A 17,630-nucleotide genomic window follows, 5' to 3' on the forward strand; every position below is an offset into this window, starting at 1 on the left:
GGAGTGCCCGTGGCCCGCAAGCAAGAGTCCGCCAAGTCCGCCGCCGTCGACGCCGACGGCGGCGTCGCCCTGCACCTGGAGCGGGGCCAGCGCGTGCGGTTGGCCGACCAGCTGTACGGGCAGATCTTCGACCAGATCGCCTCGGGGCGCCTGAACGTGGGCGACAAATTGCCTTCCGAGCACGAAATCTGCGAGAAATTCGGCGTGTCGCGGCCGGTGGTGCGCGAAGCCCTGCTGCGCCTGCGCGCCGACGGACTGGTGACGGCGCACCAGGGGCTGGGCACATTCGTCAGCCACCAGCCCGCGCCGCGCCTGAAGACGTTCAGCGACGTGCAGAACGTCGGGGCCTACCTGCGCGCCCAGGAAGTGCGCGTGGCGCTGGAGGGCGATGCGGCCCGCCTGGCGGCCCTGCGGCGCACCGACGAGCAATTGCACAAGATCGGCGAGGCGCATGCCGCCTTCGTCGAGGAACTGGAGCATGGCCGCGTCTCGCCAGAGGCCGACCTGGCTTTCCACGCCAGCATCGCCGAGGCCAGCGGCAACGATTTCTACCTCGGCGTGCTGGAAACCATACACGAGTCGATCAGCGGCTTCATGCGCCTGACCCTGAGCCTGACGCGCACCGGTTCGCGCCAGCGCGCGCAGCGCGTGGCCGACGAGCACGCGGCCATCCTGGGCGCCATCCGCGAGCAGGACGCCGAGCGCGCGCGCATTGCCATGCAGTTTCACCTGGGCCAGGCACGCCACCGGCTGGTGGATCGCGACAAGGACTAGGCCGGCAGGTCCCGGCGCATCGGCCGGCCTGCGAAATCACAGCGAGGAGAGGTGCGGTGCCCGAGAGCGGTATGGAAGCGGACATGGTTGCGATAGGCCGGGTGCGGGAGCAGATCGATCGCGTCCTGCGGGCGTGGGGCATGCCCGAAGCGCCGGCCGGCGTGACGGCCGACCTGATGGCCGAGACCGATTTGCTGGGCATCGACTCGCATGGCATTTCCATGCTGTCCTCCTACGAGGACAAGCTGCGCGCCGGCACGCTGCGCATCGATGCGCAGCCGCGGCTGGTGCGCGAGGGCACGGCCAGCGCCTTGCTCGACGGCATGGGCGGCCTGGGCCACCCGGTGGCGGCGCAGGCCATGCGGATGGCGGTCGACAAGGCGTTCGAGCATGGCGTGGGCGCGGTGTCGGTGCGCAATTCGCATCATTTCGGCGCGGCCGGCGTCTACGCGCGCCTAGCGGTGCAGCGCGGCGCCGTGGCGCTGGTGACCAGCAGCGCCACCACGCTCATCATGGTGCCTACCCATGGCGCCCGCCCCATGCTGGGCACCAACCCGATCGCATTCGGCGCGCCCGCCGCCCACAACGACGCGTTGCTGCTCGACATGGCTACCACCACCGTGGCCGCCAACAAGGTCAAGGTGTACGACTACTACGGCAAGCCCTTGCCGCCCGGCTGGGCGGTGGACGGGGCGGGCGCCGGCGTGACCGATTCGGCCGCCGCCATGCAATTCATCTTCCAGCGCCCCGAAGGCGGCCTCACGCCGCTGGGCGGCACCGCCGAGATGAGCAGCCACAAGGGCTACGGCCTGGCCATCATGGCCCAGGTGCTGGGCGGCACGCTGGGCGGCAGCCTGATGGCGGCGCGCCATGCGGCCCGGCGCAGGCCGGACGATCCCGATGATGTCGGTCATTTCTTCCTGGCGCTCGATCCGGACGCTTTTCGCGCCGGCGGCTCGTTCGAGTCCGAGATGGATGACCTCATCGACACGCTGCACGATACGCCCGCGGCCGACCCGGCCCAGCCGGTGCTGGTGCCCGGCGATCCGGAGGCGGCCGAGCGCGCGCGGCGCTTGCGCGATGGCGTGCCGCTGGCGGCGGCGCTGCGCGAACGGCTGCGGCGGATCTGCGAACGCAGCGGCGCCGAGTATGTGCTGGATGCCGGTTGAGCCGGCGGCGCACAAGAGCATTCATATCCCCGAGGAAGACGAGACATCATGAGCCAGGCTCCCAAACGCAAACGTCCCGAAGATCTGCGCAGCCACCGCTGGTACGGGGTCAAAGACCTGCGTGCCTTCGGGCACCGCTCGCGCACGGCGCAGATGGGCTATCACCGCTCCGATTACGCGGGCAAGCCGGTGATTGCCATCATCAACACCTGGAGCGACATCAATCCCTGTCACAGCCATTTCAAGCAGCGTGTCGAAGAGGTCAAGCGCGGCATCTGGCAGGCGGGCGGCTTCCCGGTGGAAATGCCGGCCATGAGCCTGTCCGAGCCGTTCCAGAAACCCACCACCATGCTGTACCGCAATCTGCTGGCGATGGAGACCGAAGAGTTGCTGCGCTCGTATCCGGCCGATGGCTGCGTGCTGATGGGCGGTTGCGACAAGACGACGCCAGCGCTGCTGATGGGGGCGGTGTCGATGGGCCTGCCGACCGTGTTCGTGCCGGCCGGCCCCATGCTGCGCGGCAACTGGAACGGCAATACGCTGGGTTCGGGCTCGGATACCTGGAAGTACTGGGCCGAGCTGCGCGCCGGCAACATCACCGAAGAGGACTGGCAGGGCGTGGAAGACGGTATCGCGCGCTCGCCCGGCCACTGCATGACCATGGGCACGGCCTCCACCATGACGGCCGCGGTCGAGGCGCTGGGCCTGTGCCTGTCGGGTTATTCGTCGATCCCGGCGCCCGACTCCCGCCATGCGCAGATGGCCAGCCTGACGGGCAAGCGCATCGTCGAGATGGTGTGGGAAGACCTGAAGCCTGCCGACATCCTGACGGCGGCGTCGTTCGATAACGCCGTGCGCACCGTGCTGGCCCTGTCGGGCTCGACCAACGCAGTCGTGCACCTGATCGCGCTGGCGCGCCGTGCCGGCTTCGGGCTGGATCTCGAGCGCTTCGATCATCTGGCGCGCAGCACGCCGGTGCTGGCCAACCTGCGGCCGGCCGGCCAGTACCTGATGGAAGACTTCTACTACGCCGGCGGCCTGCGCGCACTGCTGGCGCAACTGGGCGACCTGCTCGACACCCGCCAGATGACGGTGGACGGGCGCACGCTGGGCGAGAACATCGCCGGCGCGCGCGTGTTCAACGAAGAGGTGATCCGCTCGCGCGAGCGCGCGCTGATCGAACGCGACGGCCTGGCCGTCCTGCGCGGCAACCTGGCGCCCGATGGCGCGGTCATCAAGCCGGCCGCCATGGAGGCGCGCCTGCAGCGCCACACCGGCCGCGCTGTGGTGTTCAAGGATTACAACGACATGGCCGAGCGCATCGACGCGCCCGACCTGGACATCGACGCCGATTCCGTCATCGTGCTGCAGAACGCCGGTCCGCAGGGCGCGCCGGGCATGCCGGAGTGGGGCCAGCTGCCCATTCCGCAGAAGCTGCTCAAGCAGGGCGTGCGCGACATGGTGCGCATCTCGGACGCCCGCATGAGCGGCGCCAGCTATGGCGCCTGTGTGCTGCATGTGGCGCCGGAGGCCTACGTCGGCGGCCCGCTGGCGCTGGTGCGCAGCGGCGACCGGATCGCGCTGGATGTGCCCGGGCGGCGCATCGACGTGCTGATCTCCGACGAAGAGCTGGCCGCGCGCAAGGCGGCCTGGCAGGCGCCGCCGCCCAAGTTCGAGCGGGGCTTCGGCGTGCTGTACCTCAAGCACATCGGACAGGCCGACAGCGGCTGCGATTTCGACTTCCTGCAGACGCGGCCGCAGCAGGCCGCCGAAGGAGAGCCGGAGATCCACTGAGGGGCGCGCGGGCGCGGCCCGATCACGACGACAAAGGAGACAGGCATGACGAAGATCGGCTTCAGGTTGGCGGGAGCGCGGCGCTGGACCGCGGCCCTGGCGGGACTGTTGTTGGCCGGCGCGGCCCACGCGCAGGCGGATTGGCCCTCGCGGCCGGTGCATCTGGTCGTGCCGTTTCCGCCGGGCGGCAGCACGGACTCGGTGGGGCGCCTGCTGGCGGCCGAGCTGGCCAAGGACCTGGGCCAGTCGGTCATCGTGGAGAACAAGGGCGGCGCCAACGGCAATATCGGCTCGGACATGGTGGCCAAGGCGGCTCCGGACGGCTATACGCTGCTGTTGTCGGGCGTGGGTTCGAACGCCATCAACTACGCGCTCTACCAGAGCATGCCTTATCGCAACAGCGATTTCGCCCATATATCCCTGCTGGCCACCGGTCCCAACGTGCTGGTCGCCAACCCCGATTTCCCGGCGCGCAACTTCGCCGATTTCATCAAGCTGGCCAAGGAGAATCCGGGCAAGTACACGCATGCGAGCTCGGGCAACGGTTCGTCGGGGCATCTGGCGATGGAGATGCTCAAGCAGGCCGCGGGCATCGAGCTGGTGCACGTCCCGTACAAGGGCGGGGCCGCCGCCATTACCGATACGATAGGCGGGCGCGTGTCGGTGCTGTTCCTGAACCAGGACAACCTGCTGCCGCAGGTGCAGGGCGGCAAGGTGCGGGCGCTGGCGGTGGCCAGCGTCAAGCGCAACCCGGCCTACCCGGATACGCCCACCATTGCCGAGTCGGGCTATCCGGGTTTCGCCGCCGAATCGTGGTTCGGCCTGTCGGCGCCTGCCGGCACGCCCGCCCCGGTCATCGATCGGCTGAGCCAGGCCACCGTGCGCGCGCTGGCCGCGCCGCAATTGCGCGACAAGCTGCAGGCGGTGGGGTTCGTGGTCGTGGGCAATGACCCCAAGGCGTTCGACGCCTTTGTCGCCGCCGAAATCGACAAATGGGGCAAGGCGGCCCAGGCCTCCGGCGCCCGCATGGATTGACCCGGCAACCACGGCCGGCGCCAGGCGCCGGCCCTCATCCACCTCTGGGAATGACGACGATGAATTCACCGCTGCCCAACCGGTTTCGCCAGCGCATCCTGGCGCGCGAGCAACTGATCGGCTACTGGCTGAGCCTGGCCAGCCACATTACCGCCGAAGTGGCCGGAATGGCCGATTTCGACTGGCTGCTGCTCGATGCCGAGCACTCGCCCAACGATGTGCCGCTGTTGCTGCAGCAGTTGCAGGCGCTGCAGGGCAGCGCCTGCGCCGCCGTGGGGCGGCCTTCCTGGAACGATCCGGTCGAGATCAAGCGCATGCTCGATATCGGCTTCTACAACCTGCTGATTCCGTTCATCGAGTCGGCCGACGATGCGCGCCGGGCGGTGGCGGCCACGCGCTATCCGCCGCAGGGCATGCGCGGCGTGTCGGTGGCGCAGCGCAGCAACCGCTACGGGACGGTGACCGACTACCTGCGGACCATCAACGACAACATCTGCGTGCTGCTGCAAATCGAAAGCCGCCCGGGTGTCGAGGCGGTCGACGAGATCGCCGCGGTCGACGGGGTCGACGGCGTCTTCATCGGCCCGTCCGATCTGGCCGCTGCCCTGGGCCATCTTGGCAACCCCGGGCATCCTGAGGTGCAGGAAGCCATCCGCCATCTGCACGACAGGGTGGCCGCGCAAGGCAAGGCGGTAGGGATACTCGCGCCGGTGCAGGCCGATGCGAGGCGCTACCTGGACATGGGGGCGCACTTCGTGGCGGTCGGTTCGGACCTGGGCGTCTTCAAGCAGGCCACGTTCGCCCTGCGCGCGGCATTTCCGGCCTGAGGCGGGCGGCGGCCGCGCCCGGCGTGCGCCAAAACAGGCGTGCGCCAAAACAAAAAGGATGCCCGCGGGCATCCTTTCTGCTCGCCGTATTCGCTGCCCCGAAGGGCAATACTGGCTTTAGGCCAGCGCCTTGACGGCGGCAGCCAGGCGGCTCTTGTGGCGAGCAGCCTTGTTCTTGTGGATGATGTTCTTGTCAGCCACGCTGTCAATCACGCTCGTGGCTTTACGCAGCGTTTCGCCAGCAGCAGCCTTATCGCCAGTGGCGATGGATTGGCGAACGCGCTTGATGGCGGTGCGCAGCATCGAGCGCAGGCTGGAGTTGTGCTTGTTGCGCTGGACCGATTGGCGAGCGCGCTTGCGGGCTTGGGCGGTATTGGCCATGTTGCTTAGCTAGTATGAATTCGGCAAAGTCAGACATTGTATCAAGTCCGACGGGGATTGCAAGCCCAGCGCCAACAAAAAGGGCGGCGGGGGCAGGGTGTCAGGCGGTTGCGACGCCGATCGACACGAACCAGGGCGTCAGGCGGGTGACCCGAATGGGCACGCTGGCTTGCAAGGCCACAAGCGTAGCATCACTGTCGTCCAGAGGGAAGGTTCCCGAGGCCGGCAGGCCGCCCGCCGCCATGCTGACTCGCAGCGTGCCGCGCCGGTAGGGGCGCATGGCCGCCACGACGTCGGCCAGGGGGCGGCCATGCGCCTCGATCCAGCCGTTTTCCCAGGCCGCGTGGGCCGCCAGCCCGGCACGCGGCGTGTCCACGCGCGTGGCGTCGAAGCGGGCGCCGGTGCCGGCGCGCACGATGCCACGCGCGTTGGCCACGGTTTCGATCTCCACGTCATTCTCGTGCACGACCACCAGCGTGCGGCGGACCTGCTGCCGCACCATGTAGCGGGTGCCCAGCGAGCGCACCACGCCTTCGGCGGTCTGGACCGAGAACGGGCGGTACGGATCGGCGCGCACCGTGACCGAGACGGCGCCTTCGAGCAGATGCAGGCGCCGGTAGGTGGCCGTGAATTCCAGGTTGACCCGGCTGCGGGCGTCCAGCAAGTTCGCTGCCGTCCGACAGCATGTAGCGGCGCCGCTCGCCGGTGTTGGTGGCCGCGTCGGCGGCCAGCGCGTTGAGCGGATAGAAGCTGTTGCCGACGTAGGCCGCGGCGGCCAGGCCGGCGCCGCCCAGCGCCAGGGCGCCGACGCTGCTGAGGAAATGGCGCCGCGCCGGCATGGCCAGCGTCTCGGCGGGCAGCTCGGCGGGCGGTGCCTGGTCGGCGCCGTCGTAGCCGGTCGGATAGGCGTCGCCCAGCCGGCCGGTATTGGCGCCGGCCAGGGTACCCGTGAGTTGCTGCCAGGCGTTCTCGTTCATCGGGTTTTCGTTGCGCCACGCCAGGAACCGGGCGTAGTCGGTACGCGTGGCCTGGCCCGAGCGCAGCAGCAGCAGCAACCAGTCGACGACCTGGTCGGAAAGCGGCGGCGTATTGGCGGCAGTGTTCAAGGTTCGATCCGCATTGAGCCTTACGGCTCGTCCGGCGATGGCAAGTTGGACAGTATCAATGCCAGATTAAACAGTATGCTTTTTTACGAAAATTTACCTTATATGGTTACAAATGTCGATCCAATAAATGCAAAGACCGGCCGTAAGGGCCGGTCTTTGTTGTGATTTTCACTATTTCAACGTGTGTATCAATGGAAATGTTACATGCGTCAACGGGCGCCGCGGCGGGTGAAATCGCGTGGCCGCATGCCGGCGGCCAGCAGCAGCCCGAAGTAGGCCAGCATGCAGGCCAGCAGCACGCCGCCCAGCCACAGGGCGCGCAGCCCCGGCCACGGCTGCAGCGCGATCCAGTCGATATGGCGGTCGGCGGCCAGCAATACGGCCGCCAGGGCCGCCAGCGCCGGGACCAGCCGCAGCATGAAACGCCCCCAACCGGCGCCGGGCCGGTAGACGCCGCGCCGGCGCAGCCCGGTCAGCAGCGCGAGGGCGTTGATGCAGGCGCCCAGGCCGATGGCCAGCGCCAGTCCGGCATGCGCCAGCCACGGAACCAGGATGGCGTTGAGCAGCTGGGTCAGCACCAGCACCATGATGGCGATCTTGACCGGGGTGCGGATGTCCTGCTTGGCGTAGAAGCCCGGCGCCAGGATCTTGATCGCCAGCAGGCCGATCAGGCCGACCGAATAGGCGATGACGGCCAGCCGCGTCTGCTGCACGTCCTGCGCCTGGAACGCGCCGTAGTGGAACAGGGTCGCCACCAGCCCGTCCGACAGCAGCGCCAGGCCCAGGGCGGCCGGCAGGCCCAGCATCAGTACCAGGCGCAGCCCCCAGTCCAGCAGGCCGCTGTAGCCGTCCTGGTCGGCGCGCGCGTGCGCCGCCGACAGGCTGGGCAGCAGCACCGTGCCCAGCGCCACGCCCAGCAGGGCGGTGGGAAACTCCATCAGCCGGTCGGCAAACGACAGCCAGGTCACGCTGCCCGGCTGCAGCCAGGTGGCGATATTGGTGTTGATCAGCAGGGAAATCTGCGCCACCGATACCCCGAGCGTGGCGGGCGCCATCTGTTTCAGTATCCGCTGCACCGTCGGGTCGCGCCAGGCCTGCCGCAAATCGAGCGACCAGCGCGGCGTCAGGCCCAGGCGGGCCAGCGCCAGCCATTGCACGGCCAGTTGCGCGACGCCGCCGGCCATCACGCCCAGGGCCAGGGCGTAGATCGGCACGTCCATGCGCGGCGCCAGCCACAGGCAGGCCGCGATCATGGCAAGGTTGAGCAGCACGGGCGTGAACGCCGGCACGGCAAAGCGGCGCCACGTGTTGAGCACGCCGGATGCGAAGGCGATGAGGGACATGCACAGGATGTACGGGAACATCACCCGCGTCATCCATACCGCGGCGCCGAACTCGGCGCCGAACTCGGCGCCGCGTTCGGCGCTGCGCAGACCGCTGGCCATGGAGGTCACCACCCAGGGCGCCGCCACGACGCCGGCCAGGGTGACCAGCATCAGCGCGGCGGTCAGCAGCACGGCCACCCGGTCGAGCAGCGTGCGTACCTCCGCGTCGCTGCGTTCGGTGCGGGCCGCGCCCAGGATGGGCACGAAGGCCTGCGCGAACGCGCCTTCGGCAAACAGGCGGCGCAGCAGGTTGGGAATACGGAAGGCGACCCAGAACGCATCGGTCAGGGGGCCCGCGCCGAACGCGCGCGCCACCAGGATGTCGCGCACCAGGCCGGTGATGCGCGACAGCAGGGTGAAACTGCTGACGGTAGCCGCCGAGCGTAGCAATGCCATAAAAGCCAGGGTACCAAAGCAACGTGCCGGCATCGAGCCGGCACGTCGGGGGGAGGGATTACTTGGGCGGCATCCGGATCGCGCCGTCGAGGCGGATCGTTTCGCCGTTGAGCATATCGTTGGTGATGATGCTGTGCACCAGCTTGGCGTAGTCTTCCGGGCGGCCCAGGCGCGCGGGGAAGGGGATGCTGGCGGCCAGCGAGTCTTGGACTTCCTGCGGCATGCCGAAGATCATGGGCGTGCCGAAGATGCCCGGGGCGATGGTCATGCAGCGGATCCCGGTCTTGGACAGGTCGCGCGCGATCGGCAGCGTCATGCCGGCCACGCCGGCCTTGGAGGCCGCGTAGGCCGCCTGCCCGATCTGGCCGTCGAAGGCCGCGACCGAGGCGGTGTTGATCAGCACGCCGCGCTCGCCGGTGGACTCGGGCGTGTTGGCGCTCATGGCCTCGGCGGCCAGGCGCATCATGTTGAAGCTGCCGATCAGATTGATGGAGACCACTTTCTGGAACAGGTCCAGCGGGTGGGCGCCGTTCTTGCCGACGATCTTGGCGGCCGGCGCGACGCCGGCGCAGTTGACCAGTCCGAACAGGGGGCCCAGCTCGACCGCGGCGGCCACCGCCTGCTTGCCATCGGCTTCCTGCGTCACGTCGCAGTGCACGTAGCGCTGGTTCAGCTCCTTGGCCAGCGCCTGGCCGGGTTCGTCCTGCACGTCGGCGATGACGACCTTGGCGCCGTTGGCCACCAGCATGCGCACGGTGCCGGCGCCCAGGCCGGATGCGCCGCCGGTAACGATGAATACCTTGTTCGCGATTTCCATGTCAGATCCTACTTGGCTAGCAATGAAGGCGGGCAGGGCGCGCGCGGCCGCGCACCCCTGCGCGGGCGGCGCGGCGGCCTCGCGGCGCGGTTTAGCTCTGCAGAGCCTGGGACAGGCGGCTCTTGATTTCGTCGACCGAGCCGACGCCGGAGATCTTGCGGTACTTGGGCGCCGCGGCGGCATCGGACTGGGCCCAGGACGAGTAGTAGTCGACCAGCGGGCGGGTCTGGTTCTGGTAGACGTTGAGACGATGGCGCACGGTTTCCTCGCGGTCGTCGTCGCGCTGCACCAGCGGTTCGCCCGTGACGTCGTCCACGCCTTCGGCCTTGGGCGGATTGAAGCGTACGTGGTAGCTGCGGCCGCTGGCCGGGTGCACGCGGCGTCCGCTCATGCGTTCGATGATGTCGCTTTCCGGCACTTCGATCTCGACCACGTAATCCAGCGCGATGCCGGCGCTCTTGAGCGCGTCGGCCTGCGGGATGGTGCGCGGGAAACCGTCGAACAGGTAGCCGTTGGCGCAATCGGGCTGGGTCAGGCGATCGCGCACCAGGCCGATGATCAGGTCGTCCGAGACCAGGCCGCCCGCGTCCATGACCTTCTTGGCTTCCAGGCCCAGCGGCGTGCCGGCCTTGACGGCGGCGCGCAGCATGTTACCGGTGGATATCTGCGGGATGCCGTAGTGTTGGGTGAGAAAGGCGGCTTGGGTGCCTTTGCCGGCTCCGGGCGGTCCGAGCAGAATGAGACGCATGGGGGCTCCTGATGGGTTTGTTTTTTGTGATCGGGGCGATTATGCCGCAATGCAGCACCGGATGTGGGGCCGCGCCATGGGAAATAACCCTTATAACCGATTCGTGTATGCGGCCCGGGCACGCTCCAGGTCGGCTGGCGTGTCCACGCCGGCGGCGGGCGCGCTGTCGGTATGGTGCACCACGATAACGTGGCCGTGCTCCATCGCGCGCAGCTGTTCCAGCGATTCGTAGCGTTCCAGCTGTCCCTGCGACAGGGCCGGGAAACGGCGCAGGAAGGCCACGCGATAGGCATAGATGCCGATGTGATGCCAGGCGGGCAGGCCGGGGGCAAGAACCCGTGCGCCGCCGGCCAGGGCGTCGCGCGCCCACGGGATGGGGGCGCGCGAGAAGTACAGGGCGCGCCGGTCGGCCGCGCACACCACTTTCACGACATTGGGGTTGAACAGCGCCTCGGCGTCGGCCAGCGGACAGGCACAGGTGGCGATATCGGCATGCGGGGCGGCCACCAGCTGGGCGGCGACCGCGTCGATCAGGGCCGGTTCGATCAGCGGCTCGTCGCCCTGTACGTTGACGACGATGGCGTCATCGGGCAGCCCCAGCGCGTCGACGGCCTCGGACAGGCGGTCGGTGCCGGTGGGGTGGTCGGGACGGGTCAGGATGGCGGCATGGCCATGGTCGGCGGCCGCTTGCTGGACGCGCGCATCGTCGGTGGCGATCATGACGCGCTCGGCGCCCGACAGCGCGGCGCGTTCGGCCACGCGCACCACCATGGGCTTGCCGGCGATGTCGGCCAGCGGCTTGTCGGGCAGGCGGGTGGACGCCAGGCGCGCCGGGATCAGGACGGTAAAGCTCACTGGCCGGACTCAGGAGGGTTGGGCGGGCGCCTCGGCGTCGAGCGAGCGCGCCTCGGCCTCCAGCATGATGGGCACGCCGTCGCGCACCGGAAAGGCGAGGCGGTCGGCGTTGCAGACCAGTTCGGCCTGCGCGCGCTGAAATTCGAGGCGGCCCTTGCACACCGGGCAGACGAGGATGTCGAGCAAACGGGATTCCATGTCGCGATTCTAAAGCAGAACGCCGGCTGCGCGGGGCGGCGCCGGCGCGGCCGGGTCAGGGTTGGCGGGCGCGCAGGGTGGCCGACAGCCAGTCGCCGAAATCCGGGTCGGACAGGCGCGTGCCGACCTGCACCGCCCACAGGCGCGGGTCGTCCAGCGCGGCGCATTTGATCGCGTCCTTGGCGGTAACCAGGATGAGGTCGGCATCCAGCGCGGTAAAGGGCGACTGCGCATAGGCGTAGTGGTCGGGCAGCGCCAGCGTGTGCGCGGGACGGATGCCGGCTTGCTCGAGCGTCTGGAAAAAACGCGCCGGATTGCCGATGCCGGCCGCGGCGGCCAGGCGCGCCGGCGGCAATGCGGCCAGGTCGGCCAGCGTCCGCGTGGCGCCGTCGGTCACGCGCTGTGCGTGGGTGGGCTCCAGCCACATGGCCAGCTGGCGCGGCGCCCCGGCCGCCGGCGCCGCCGCGGCGCGCGGGCGGCCCGCATTGGTGACGATGGCATCGACATCGGCCAGCCGCTGCGCCGGCTCGCGCAGCGGGCCGGCCGGCAACAGGCGCCCGTTGCCCACGCCCCGTTCGTCCTGCACCACGATTTCCACGTCGCGCGCCAGGGCCAGGTGCTGCAGGCCGTCGTCGCTGACCACCACGTCGACGCCGGGGTGCGCGCGCAGCAGCGCCTGCACGGCCCGGGGGCGATGCGGATGCACGGCGATGGCCGCCCCGGTGGCGCGCGCGATCAAGGCGGGCTCGTCGCCGTAGTCGGCGGCAGCGAGTTGCCCCTGGCCGACGCGCGGGGCGGCGCCCACGTCCACGCCGTAGCCGCGGCTGACCACGCCCGGCGTCCAGCCGCGCGCCTGCAGTTGCCGGACCACTTCGATCACGACCGGGGTCTTGCCGGTGCCGCCCACGTAGATGTTGCCGACCACCACGACCGGCACGGGCGCCCGCCAGGCGGCACGCGCGCCGGTCAGATAGGCGTTGCGCTTGCGGGCCACGACCAGGCCGGTCAGCGCGGCCAGCGGCCGCAGCAGGGTGGACAGCCAGCCGCCCTGGCGCCATTGGCGCTCGAGCAGGCGGCGCAGGCAGCGCGGCGCGTTCACCGGGCGGTCTGGGCGGCGAAGTTGACCCGGCCGATGCCGGCCAGGCGGGCCGCTTCCATGACATTGACCACCGCCTGGTGCGTGGCCTGGGCGTCGGCGTTGATGACCACGATGGGGTCGGCCTTGCCGGCGGTGGCCAGGTTCAGCGCATGGGCGATGTCGGTGGGGTTGGCGGCGTCGAGCAGGTTGCCGTTGAGGGCGTAGTGGCCGTCCTGGCTGATGGCGATTTCCAGCGCCGGCGGGGCTTCCTGTTCGGCCGCGGCCTCCGGCAGCACGACCTTCAGCTGCGTGAAGCGCGCGAACGACGTGGTGGCGGCCAGGAAGATCAGGATCACCAGCAGGACATCGATGAGGGGGATCAGGTTGATCTCGAGCTCATCCTGGCTGGCGCGGCCGCCGCGGAAGTTCATGGCCGCGCCTCGCGCGAGCGGGCCGGCGCCACGTAGCGGGCCAGCCGCCCGGCCGACTGTTCCATGGCATGCAGGTAGCCGTCGATGCGCGCGCGCAGGTAGCGGTGCACGATCATGGCGGGAATGGCGATCAGGATGCCGAAGCCGGTGTTGTACAGGGCGATCGAGATGCCGCGCGCCAGTTGCGCGGGGTCGCTGGCACCCGGTGCGTACGAGCCGAAAATCTCGATCATGCCGACCACGGTGCCGAACAGGCCCATCAGCGGCGCCACCACGGCAATGGTGCCGATGGCCGAAACGTAGCGGCCCAGCTCGTAGGCCGCGCCACGGCCGGCGTCCTCGACGGCGGTCCGCAGTTCCTCGCGCGGCAGGTGGCGCTGGCGCAGCACTTCGGCCAGCACCCGGCCCAAGGGCGAGTTGCGCTCCAGCCTTGCCAGGGCTTCGGGGGTGTCCTGCTGGTTGCGCAGCATCTCCAGGACCTGTTCGTTCAGCCCGCGCGGCAGGATCCGGCTGCGGCGCAGCGCCAGCAGGCGTTCGACGATCAGCGCCAGGCCAAGAATGGAAGTGGCGAGCAGGGGCCAGATCGGCCAGCCGGCTTCGCGTAGCAGGTTGAGCAAAACGGAGACTCCAGGGCGGGGGCCGGCCGCCGCGATAGCGCGGCGACGGTGCAAGGCCGCACTGTAACGGCCACAAGGGGGCGGTGGCAAGGCCGCCCGGGCGGCAAAACTATCCACAGAAATTGTGGATAATTCTGTGCAAAACTTGCCTCGAACGCAGTCCCGCATTGCGTTTGCGCTAGGCTGCTCGCAATGTATGCAGCATGCGTGACACTATTTTCAGTGTAAAAACAAAGACTTGCACGGAATTTGCTGGCGTTGCGGGCAGCCGGGGGGCGGCGCGGCGGTTCGGTTATGATGCGGGCCCGCCGCATAAGGCCTGTGGACATATATCGGCTCGGAAACCCTTATGACAATTGGATTGTCGGTCACAAACGACGTATTCGCGCGGGATATCCTGACAGTTGCCCAGTTGAACCAGGCTGTGGGCCAATTGCTGGAGCGCAGCATCCCGTCGCTGTGGGTGCGCGGCGAGATTTCCAATTTCACCCAGGCGGCCTCGGGCCACTGGTATTTCACGCTCAAGGACAGCCGTGCCGCGGTGCGCACCGTCATGTTCCGCAGCCGCGCCGCCCAGGTGGGGTTCGTGCCGCGCCCGGGCGACCAGGTCGAGGTGCGCGCGCGCGTTTCCCTGTACGAACCCCGCGGCGACTACCAGTTGCAGGCCGACGGTATGCGCCGCGCCGGCGTGGGCAACCTGTACGAGGCTTTCCTGCGCCTGAAGGCGCAACTGCAGGACGAAGGGCTGTTCGATCCGCAGCGCAAGCGCCAGCCGGCGCGGCTGCCGCGCGCCATCGGGGTGGTGACCTCGCTGCACGCGGCCGCCTTGCGCGATGTGCTGTCGGCGCTGGCGCGCCGCGCGCCGCAGGTGCCCGTGATCATCTACCCGGCGCCGGTGCAGGGCGCCGACGCGGCCGCCCGGCTGGCGGCGCGCGTCGCGCAGGCCAACCAGCGCGCCGAGGTCGATACGCTGCTGCTGGTGCGTGGCGGCGGCAGCATCGAGGACCTGTGGAGTTTCAACGACGAGGCGCTGGCGCGCGAGGTGGCCGCCAGCGACATCCCGGTGATCAGCGGGGTGGGGCACGAGACCGACTTCACCATCGTCGACTTCGTGGCCGACCTGCGCGCGCCCACGCCCACCGCCGCCGCCGAGCTGGCCTGCGTGCCGCGCGGCGATTTGCTGGCCGCGCTGCGCCACACCGCCGAGCGGCTGGCGCGGGCCCAGCAGCGCCGGCTCGACCAGGCCGCCCAGCGCCTGGACCGGGCCGCCGCCATGCTGACTTCGCCGGCGCAACGACTGGCGCACCAGCAAGAACGCCTGAACACGCTGCGCCATCGCCTGGCCTCCGCATGGCGCGGGCCGCAGGGGCGCCGGGTGGCGCGGCTGGACATGCTGGCCCAGCGGCTGGCGCATCGGCGGCCCGATACCGGGCGCGCAGCCGAACGCAGCGCCGCGCTGCTGGCGCAACTGGGGCGTGCGCAGGCGCGCCTGGCGGCCGCCCGCCAGGCCAGGCTGGACACGCTGGCCGCGCAACTGCGCGCGCTCGATCCGCAGCATACGCTGGCGCGTGGCTATGCCATCGTGCGCGACGCCGCCGGGGCCATCGTTACCGACGCCACGCGCCTGGCCGCGCGCGACCGGATCGAGATCGCCGTGGCGCGCGGCCGGATCGGCGCCGACGTCACGGACATCGGGACACCCGATGGCACCGACGGTAACCCTGCGTTGCGGCGGGGTTAAGGCGATAGCCCGCACAAGAGCCGATACAATGAGAAGGCTTGATCGTGCATTCAACAAAGAAGGAATCGACTCATGGCACACACTCTTCCCCCCCTGCCTTACGCTCTGGATGCGCTGGCTCCGCGCATTTCCAAGGAAACGCTCGAGTTTCACTACGGCAAGCACCACCAGACGTACGTCACCAACCTGAACAACCTGATCCCCGGCACGGAGTTCGAGAACCTGTCGCTGGAAGAGATCGTCAAGAAGTCCTCGGGTGGCGTTTTCAACAATGCCGCCCAAGTCTGGAACCACACGTTCTACTGGAACAGCCTGTCGCCCAACGGCGGCGGCGAGCCCACCGGCGCGCTGGCCGATGCCATCAAGGCCAAGTGGGGCAGCGTGGACGCCTTCAAGGAAGCCTTCAACAAGTCGGCCGCCGGCAACTTCGGCTCGGGCTGGACCTGGCTGGTCAAGAAGGCCGACGGTACGCTGGACATCGTCAACACCAGCAACGCCGCCACGCCGCTGACGACCGCCGACAAGGCGCTGCTGACCTGTGACGTGTGGGAGCACGCGTACTACATCGATTACCGCAATGCCCGTCCCAAGTACCTGGAAAATTTCTGGGCGCTGGTGAACTGGGAATTCGCCGCGAAGAATTTCGCCTAATCGCCGCACGTGCGATCGAGACGGCCCGGCCCTGCCGGGCCGTTTGCATTGCAGCCACGCCGCGTGCGCGATGGTAAGGTACGGCCTGCGACCCTCCTTCCTTGCCCTGCGCGCCCATGCCGAATCCGGAACTGGCCGTTCGTCCGCACCGCTATCTCGTTCATCTGCGCCGGCTGGCGCGCCGCAAGCTGCGCCAGATGCGGCGCGTCTCGCATCGGACGCTGAGCGTGTCCCTGCTGCTGGGCGGCGCGGCGCTGGTTGCGCTGGTGTCGTTGGGCTTTACGCAATTGGCCGACCTGGCGCTGCACTGGAACCGGCAATGGACCGCCGCCCACGGCTGGCTGGCCCTGATCGTGACGCCGTGCGCGCTGGCCGTCCTGTGCTGGCTGACGCTGCGCCTGGCGCCCTATGCATCGGGCAGCGGCATTCCGCAGGTGATCGCCGGCCTGTCCTTGCCGCCTGGCGGGGCGCAGCAGCGCCTGGTCTCGCTGGTCCAGGCCCTGTGGAAGATTCCGCTTACCTTCCTGGCCATGCTGGCTGGCGCATCGGTCGGCCGCGAGGGCCCCTCGGTGCAGGTGGGCGCCGCGCTGATGCTGGCGTGGGGCCAGCTCTGGCGCCGCCTCGGCGTGCCGCTGCGCGGCTTTCACAGCCAGGAGCTGATAGCCGCGGGCGCGGCCGGCGGGCTGGCGGCAGCCTTCAATGCGCCGCTGGCCGGCGTGATCTTCGCCATCGAGGAGCTGGGCCGCGGCACGGTGCTGCGCTGGCAGCGCCTGGTGCTGATCGGCGTACTGGCCGCCGGTTTCCTGGTGGCGGCCATCGCCGGCAACAACCCGTACCTCGGTACCTTCGCGGGCCAGGCGCTGGCGCACAACATGCTGTGGTGGACGCTGGTGTGCTGCGTGGTCAACGGCATCCTGGGCGGCGTGTTCGCCCGGCTGCTGGGCAAGGGCGCGGCCGGCGCGGCGCCGCAACGCTGGCGCGAACGCGTGCGCCGCCATCCGGTGGCGACGGCGTTCGGGCTGGGGCTGGCGCTGGCCTGCCTGGGCCTGTTGACCGGCGGCGCGGTCTACGGCACCGGCTACGGCCAGGCGGCGGCCCTGCTGTCCGGCCACGACGGCGTGCCGGACGGCTTCGGGCTGGCCAAGCTGGCCGCCACCGTGGCCTCGTACTGGGCCGACATTCCGGGCGGCATTTTCACGCCGGCGTTGACCACCGGCGCCGGCATCGGCGAGCAGATCAGTCATTGGGCCGGCCCGGGCGTGGATACGCGCGTGCTGGTGCTGGTTTCCATGGCGGCCTTCCTGGCCGCCGCGACCCAGGCGCCGCTGACCGCCAGCGTGGTCGTCATGGAAATGACGGGCAGCCAGCCCATGCTGTTCTGGCTGCTGGTCGGCGCGCTGGGGGCCTCGGTCGTGTCGCGCCAGTTCTGCCCGCGGCCGTTCTATCACTTGGCGGCTGGCCGGTTTCGTCGCACGGCCGTGGTGGAAGCAGGGCGCAAGGCGTCCACGGAATAGACGGACCACGTTTGGCGTCCGTCTGTTGGACATCTGCGCCGGGGTGCGGCCTGCTTATGACGCACTGCGGTAACATCAGCCGATCCGCAGTTTCCTTCGCCCTTTCGAGCTTC

17 protein-coding genes and 1 pseudogene are annotated in these 17,630 nt (G+C 69.4%); 8 read left to right on the forward strand and 10 right to left on the reverse strand.

Annotated features, from left to right (window positions below; translation table 11 throughout):
* Nucleotides 1-3: 3 nt before the first annotated feature.
* From LK409_RS10855 to garL, 5 genes are read left to right on the forward strand one after another with little or no spacing between them, the layout of a single operon-like run.
* The gene (locus LK409_RS10855; RefSeq protein WP_003812919.1) at nt 4-774 is read left to right on the forward strand and encodes a FadR/GntR family transcriptional regulator; all 771 of its coding nucleotides are present in this window, start codon (nt 4-6) and stop codon (nt 772-774) included.
* A gap of 56 nt (nt 775-830) precedes the next feature.
* Nucleotides 831-1,943 carry an Ldh family oxidoreductase gene (locus LK409_RS10860; RefSeq protein ID WP_010928600.1) on the forward strand — a complete coding sequence of 371 codons (1,113 nt, stop codon included), beginning with the start codon at nt 831-833 and terminating at the stop codon, nt 1,941-1,943.
* A 48-nt stretch (nt 1,944-1,991) separates the two neighbouring features.
* Nucleotides 1,992-3,737 (forward strand): L-arabinonate dehydratase, encoded by a 1,746-nt coding sequence (gene araD / locus LK409_RS10865; protein ID WP_010928601.1) that lies wholly within the window; start codon nt 1,992-1,994, stop codon nt 3,735-3,737.
* 45 nt (nt 3,738-3,782) lie between these two features.
* On the forward strand, nt 3,783-4,772 hold the full coding sequence (locus tag LK409_RS10870; protein WP_010926352.1) for a tripartite tricarboxylate transporter substrate binding protein: 990 nt from the start codon (nt 3,783-3,785) through the stop codon (nt 4,770-4,772).
* Between the two features lie 50 nt (nt 4,773-4,822).
* The gene (gene garL, locus LK409_RS10875; RefSeq protein WP_010928602.1) at nt 4,823-5,599 is read left to right on the forward strand and encodes a 2-dehydro-3-deoxyglucarate aldolase; all 777 of its coding nucleotides are present in this window, start codon (nt 4,823-4,825) and stop codon (nt 5,597-5,599) included.
* 117 nt (nt 5,600-5,716) lie between these two features.
* Here the strand turns inward: garL and rpsT are convergent, their stop codons facing one another.
* From rpsT to LK409_RS10925, 10 genes and pseudogenes are all read right to left on the reverse strand, one after another.
* Entirely contained in the window at nt 5,717-5,980 is a 264-nt protein-coding gene (rpsT, locus tag LK409_RS10880) for a 30S ribosomal protein S20 (RefSeq protein ID WP_003812908.1), read from the reverse strand.
* A 100-nt stretch (nt 5,981-6,080) separates the two neighbouring features.
* A pseudogene (locus tag LK409_RS10885) lies at nt 6,081-7,086 on the reverse strand (FecR domain-containing protein).
* 209 nt (nt 7,087-7,295) lie between these two features.
* Nucleotides 7,296-8,900 carry a murein biosynthesis integral membrane protein MurJ gene (gene murJ / locus LK409_RS10890; protein WP_010928603.1) on the reverse strand — a complete coding sequence of 535 codons (1,605 nt, stop codon included), beginning with the start codon at nt 8,898-8,900 and terminating at the stop codon, nt 7,296-7,298.
* Nucleotides 8,901-8,925: 25 nt separating this feature from the next.
* Entirely contained in the window at nt 8,926-9,684 is a 759-nt protein-coding gene (locus LK409_RS10895; protein ID WP_003812901.1) for a 3-hydroxyacyl-CoA dehydrogenase, read from the reverse strand.
* A 91-nt stretch (nt 9,685-9,775) separates the two neighbouring features.
* Nucleotides 9,776-10,432, reverse strand: coding sequence for an adenylate kinase (gene adk / locus LK409_RS10900; protein ID WP_010928604.1), 657 nt, complete (start codon nt 10,430-10,432; stop codon nt 9,776-9,778).
* Between the two features lie 90 nt (nt 10,433-10,522).
* Entirely contained in the window at nt 10,523-11,287 is a 765-nt protein-coding gene (kdsB, locus tag LK409_RS10905; RefSeq protein ID WP_004567493.1) for a 3-deoxy-manno-octulosonate cytidylyltransferase, read from the reverse strand.
* A 9-nt stretch (nt 11,288-11,296) separates the two neighbouring features.
* A complete protein-coding gene (locus LK409_RS10910; RefSeq protein ID WP_003812895.1) occupies nt 11,297-11,485 on the reverse strand; it encodes a Trm112 family protein in 189 nt (62 codons plus the stop codon).
* Nucleotides 11,486-11,540: 55 nt separating this feature from the next.
* Nucleotides 11,541-12,584, reverse strand: a complete 1,044-nt coding sequence (gene lpxK, locus LK409_RS10915) for a tetraacyldisaccharide 4'-kinase (RefSeq protein ID WP_003812892.1) — start codon at nt 12,582-12,584, stop codon at nt 11,541-11,543.
* Entirely contained in the window at nt 12,581-12,994 is a 414-nt protein-coding gene (locus LK409_RS10920) for an ExbD/TolR family protein (RefSeq protein WP_010928605.1), read from the reverse strand. The genes lpxK and LK409_RS10920 overlap by 4 nt, the downstream gene beginning before the upstream one ends.
* On the reverse strand, nt 12,991-13,611 hold the full coding sequence (locus LK409_RS10925) for a MotA/TolQ/ExbB proton channel family protein (protein WP_003812889.1): 621 nt from the start codon (nt 13,609-13,611) through the stop codon (nt 12,991-12,993). Before LK409_RS10925 ends, LK409_RS10920 begins: the two co-directional genes overlap by 4 nt.
* Before the next feature lie 349 nt (nt 13,612-13,960).
* On the opposite strand from LK409_RS10925, the gene xseA reads away from it, so the two are divergent.
* The 3 genes from xseA to LK409_RS10940 all read left to right on the forward strand — a co-directional run bounded on the left by xseA (nt 13,961) and on the right by LK409_RS10940 (nt 17,517).
* Entirely contained in the window at nt 13,961-15,352 is a 1,392-nt protein-coding gene (xseA, locus tag LK409_RS10930; RefSeq protein ID WP_003812887.1) for an exodeoxyribonuclease VII large subunit, read from the forward strand.
* Between the two features lie 72 nt (nt 15,353-15,424).
* Entirely contained in the window at nt 15,425-16,003 is a 579-nt protein-coding gene (gene sodB, locus LK409_RS10935; protein WP_003812886.1) for a superoxide dismutase [Fe], read from the forward strand.
* Between the two features lie 116 nt (nt 16,004-16,119).
* Entirely contained in the window at nt 16,120-17,517 is a 1,398-nt protein-coding gene (locus LK409_RS10940) for a chloride channel protein (protein ID WP_041937219.1), read from the forward strand.
* Nucleotides 17,518-17,630: the final 113 nt, after the last annotated feature.

The sequence above is a fragment of the Bordetella parapertussis genome, from assembly GCF_020735925.1.
In the GTDB taxonomy this organism is placed as follows: domain Bacteria; phylum Pseudomonadota; class Gammaproteobacteria; order Burkholderiales; family Burkholderiaceae_B; genus Bordetella; species Bordetella pertussis.

Coding starts and splice junctions, on each gene's coding strand:
- araD (WP_010928601.1), top strand. CDS start 1,992: ATGAGCCAGGCTCCCAAACGCAAACGTCCCGAAGATCTGCGCAGCCAC.
- LK409_RS10870 (WP_010926352.1), top strand. CDS start 3,783: ATGACGAAGATCGGCTTCAGGTTGGCGGGAGCGCGGCGCTGGACCGCG.
- garL (WP_010928602.1), top strand. CDS start 4,823: ATGACGACGATGAATTCACCGCTGCCCAACCGGTTTCGCCAGCGCATC.
- rpsT (WP_003812908.1), bottom strand. CDS start 5,980: ATGGCCAATACCGCCCAAGCCCGCAAGCGCGCTCGCCAATCGGTCCAG.
- murJ (WP_010928603.1), bottom strand. CDS start 8,900: ATGCCGGCACGTTGCTTTGGTACCCTGGCTTTTATGGCATTGCTACGC.
- LK409_RS10895 (WP_003812901.1), bottom strand. CDS start 9,684: ATGGAAATCGCGAACAAGGTATTCATCGTTACCGGCGGCGCATCCGGC.
- adk (WP_010928604.1), bottom strand. CDS start 10,432: ATGCGTCTCATTCTGCTCGGACCGCCCGGAGCCGGCAAAGGCACCCAA.
- LK409_RS10910 (WP_003812895.1), bottom strand. CDS start 11,485: ATGGAATCCCGTTTGCTCGACATCCTCGTCTGCCCGGTGTGCAAGGGC.
- LK409_RS10920 (WP_010928605.1), bottom strand. CDS start 12,994: ATGAACTTCCGCGGCGGCCGCGCCAGCCAGGATGAGCTCGAGATCAAC.
- xseA (WP_003812887.1), top strand. CDS start 13,961: ATGACAATTGGATTGTCGGTCACAAACGACGTATTCGCGCGGGATATC.
- sodB (WP_003812886.1), top strand. CDS start 15,425: ATGGCACACACTCTTCCCCCCCTGCCTTACGCTCTGGATGCGCTGGCT.
- LK409_RS10940 (WP_041937219.1), top strand. CDS start 16,120: ATGCCGAATCCGGAACTGGCCGTTCGTCCGCACCGCTATCTCGTTCAT.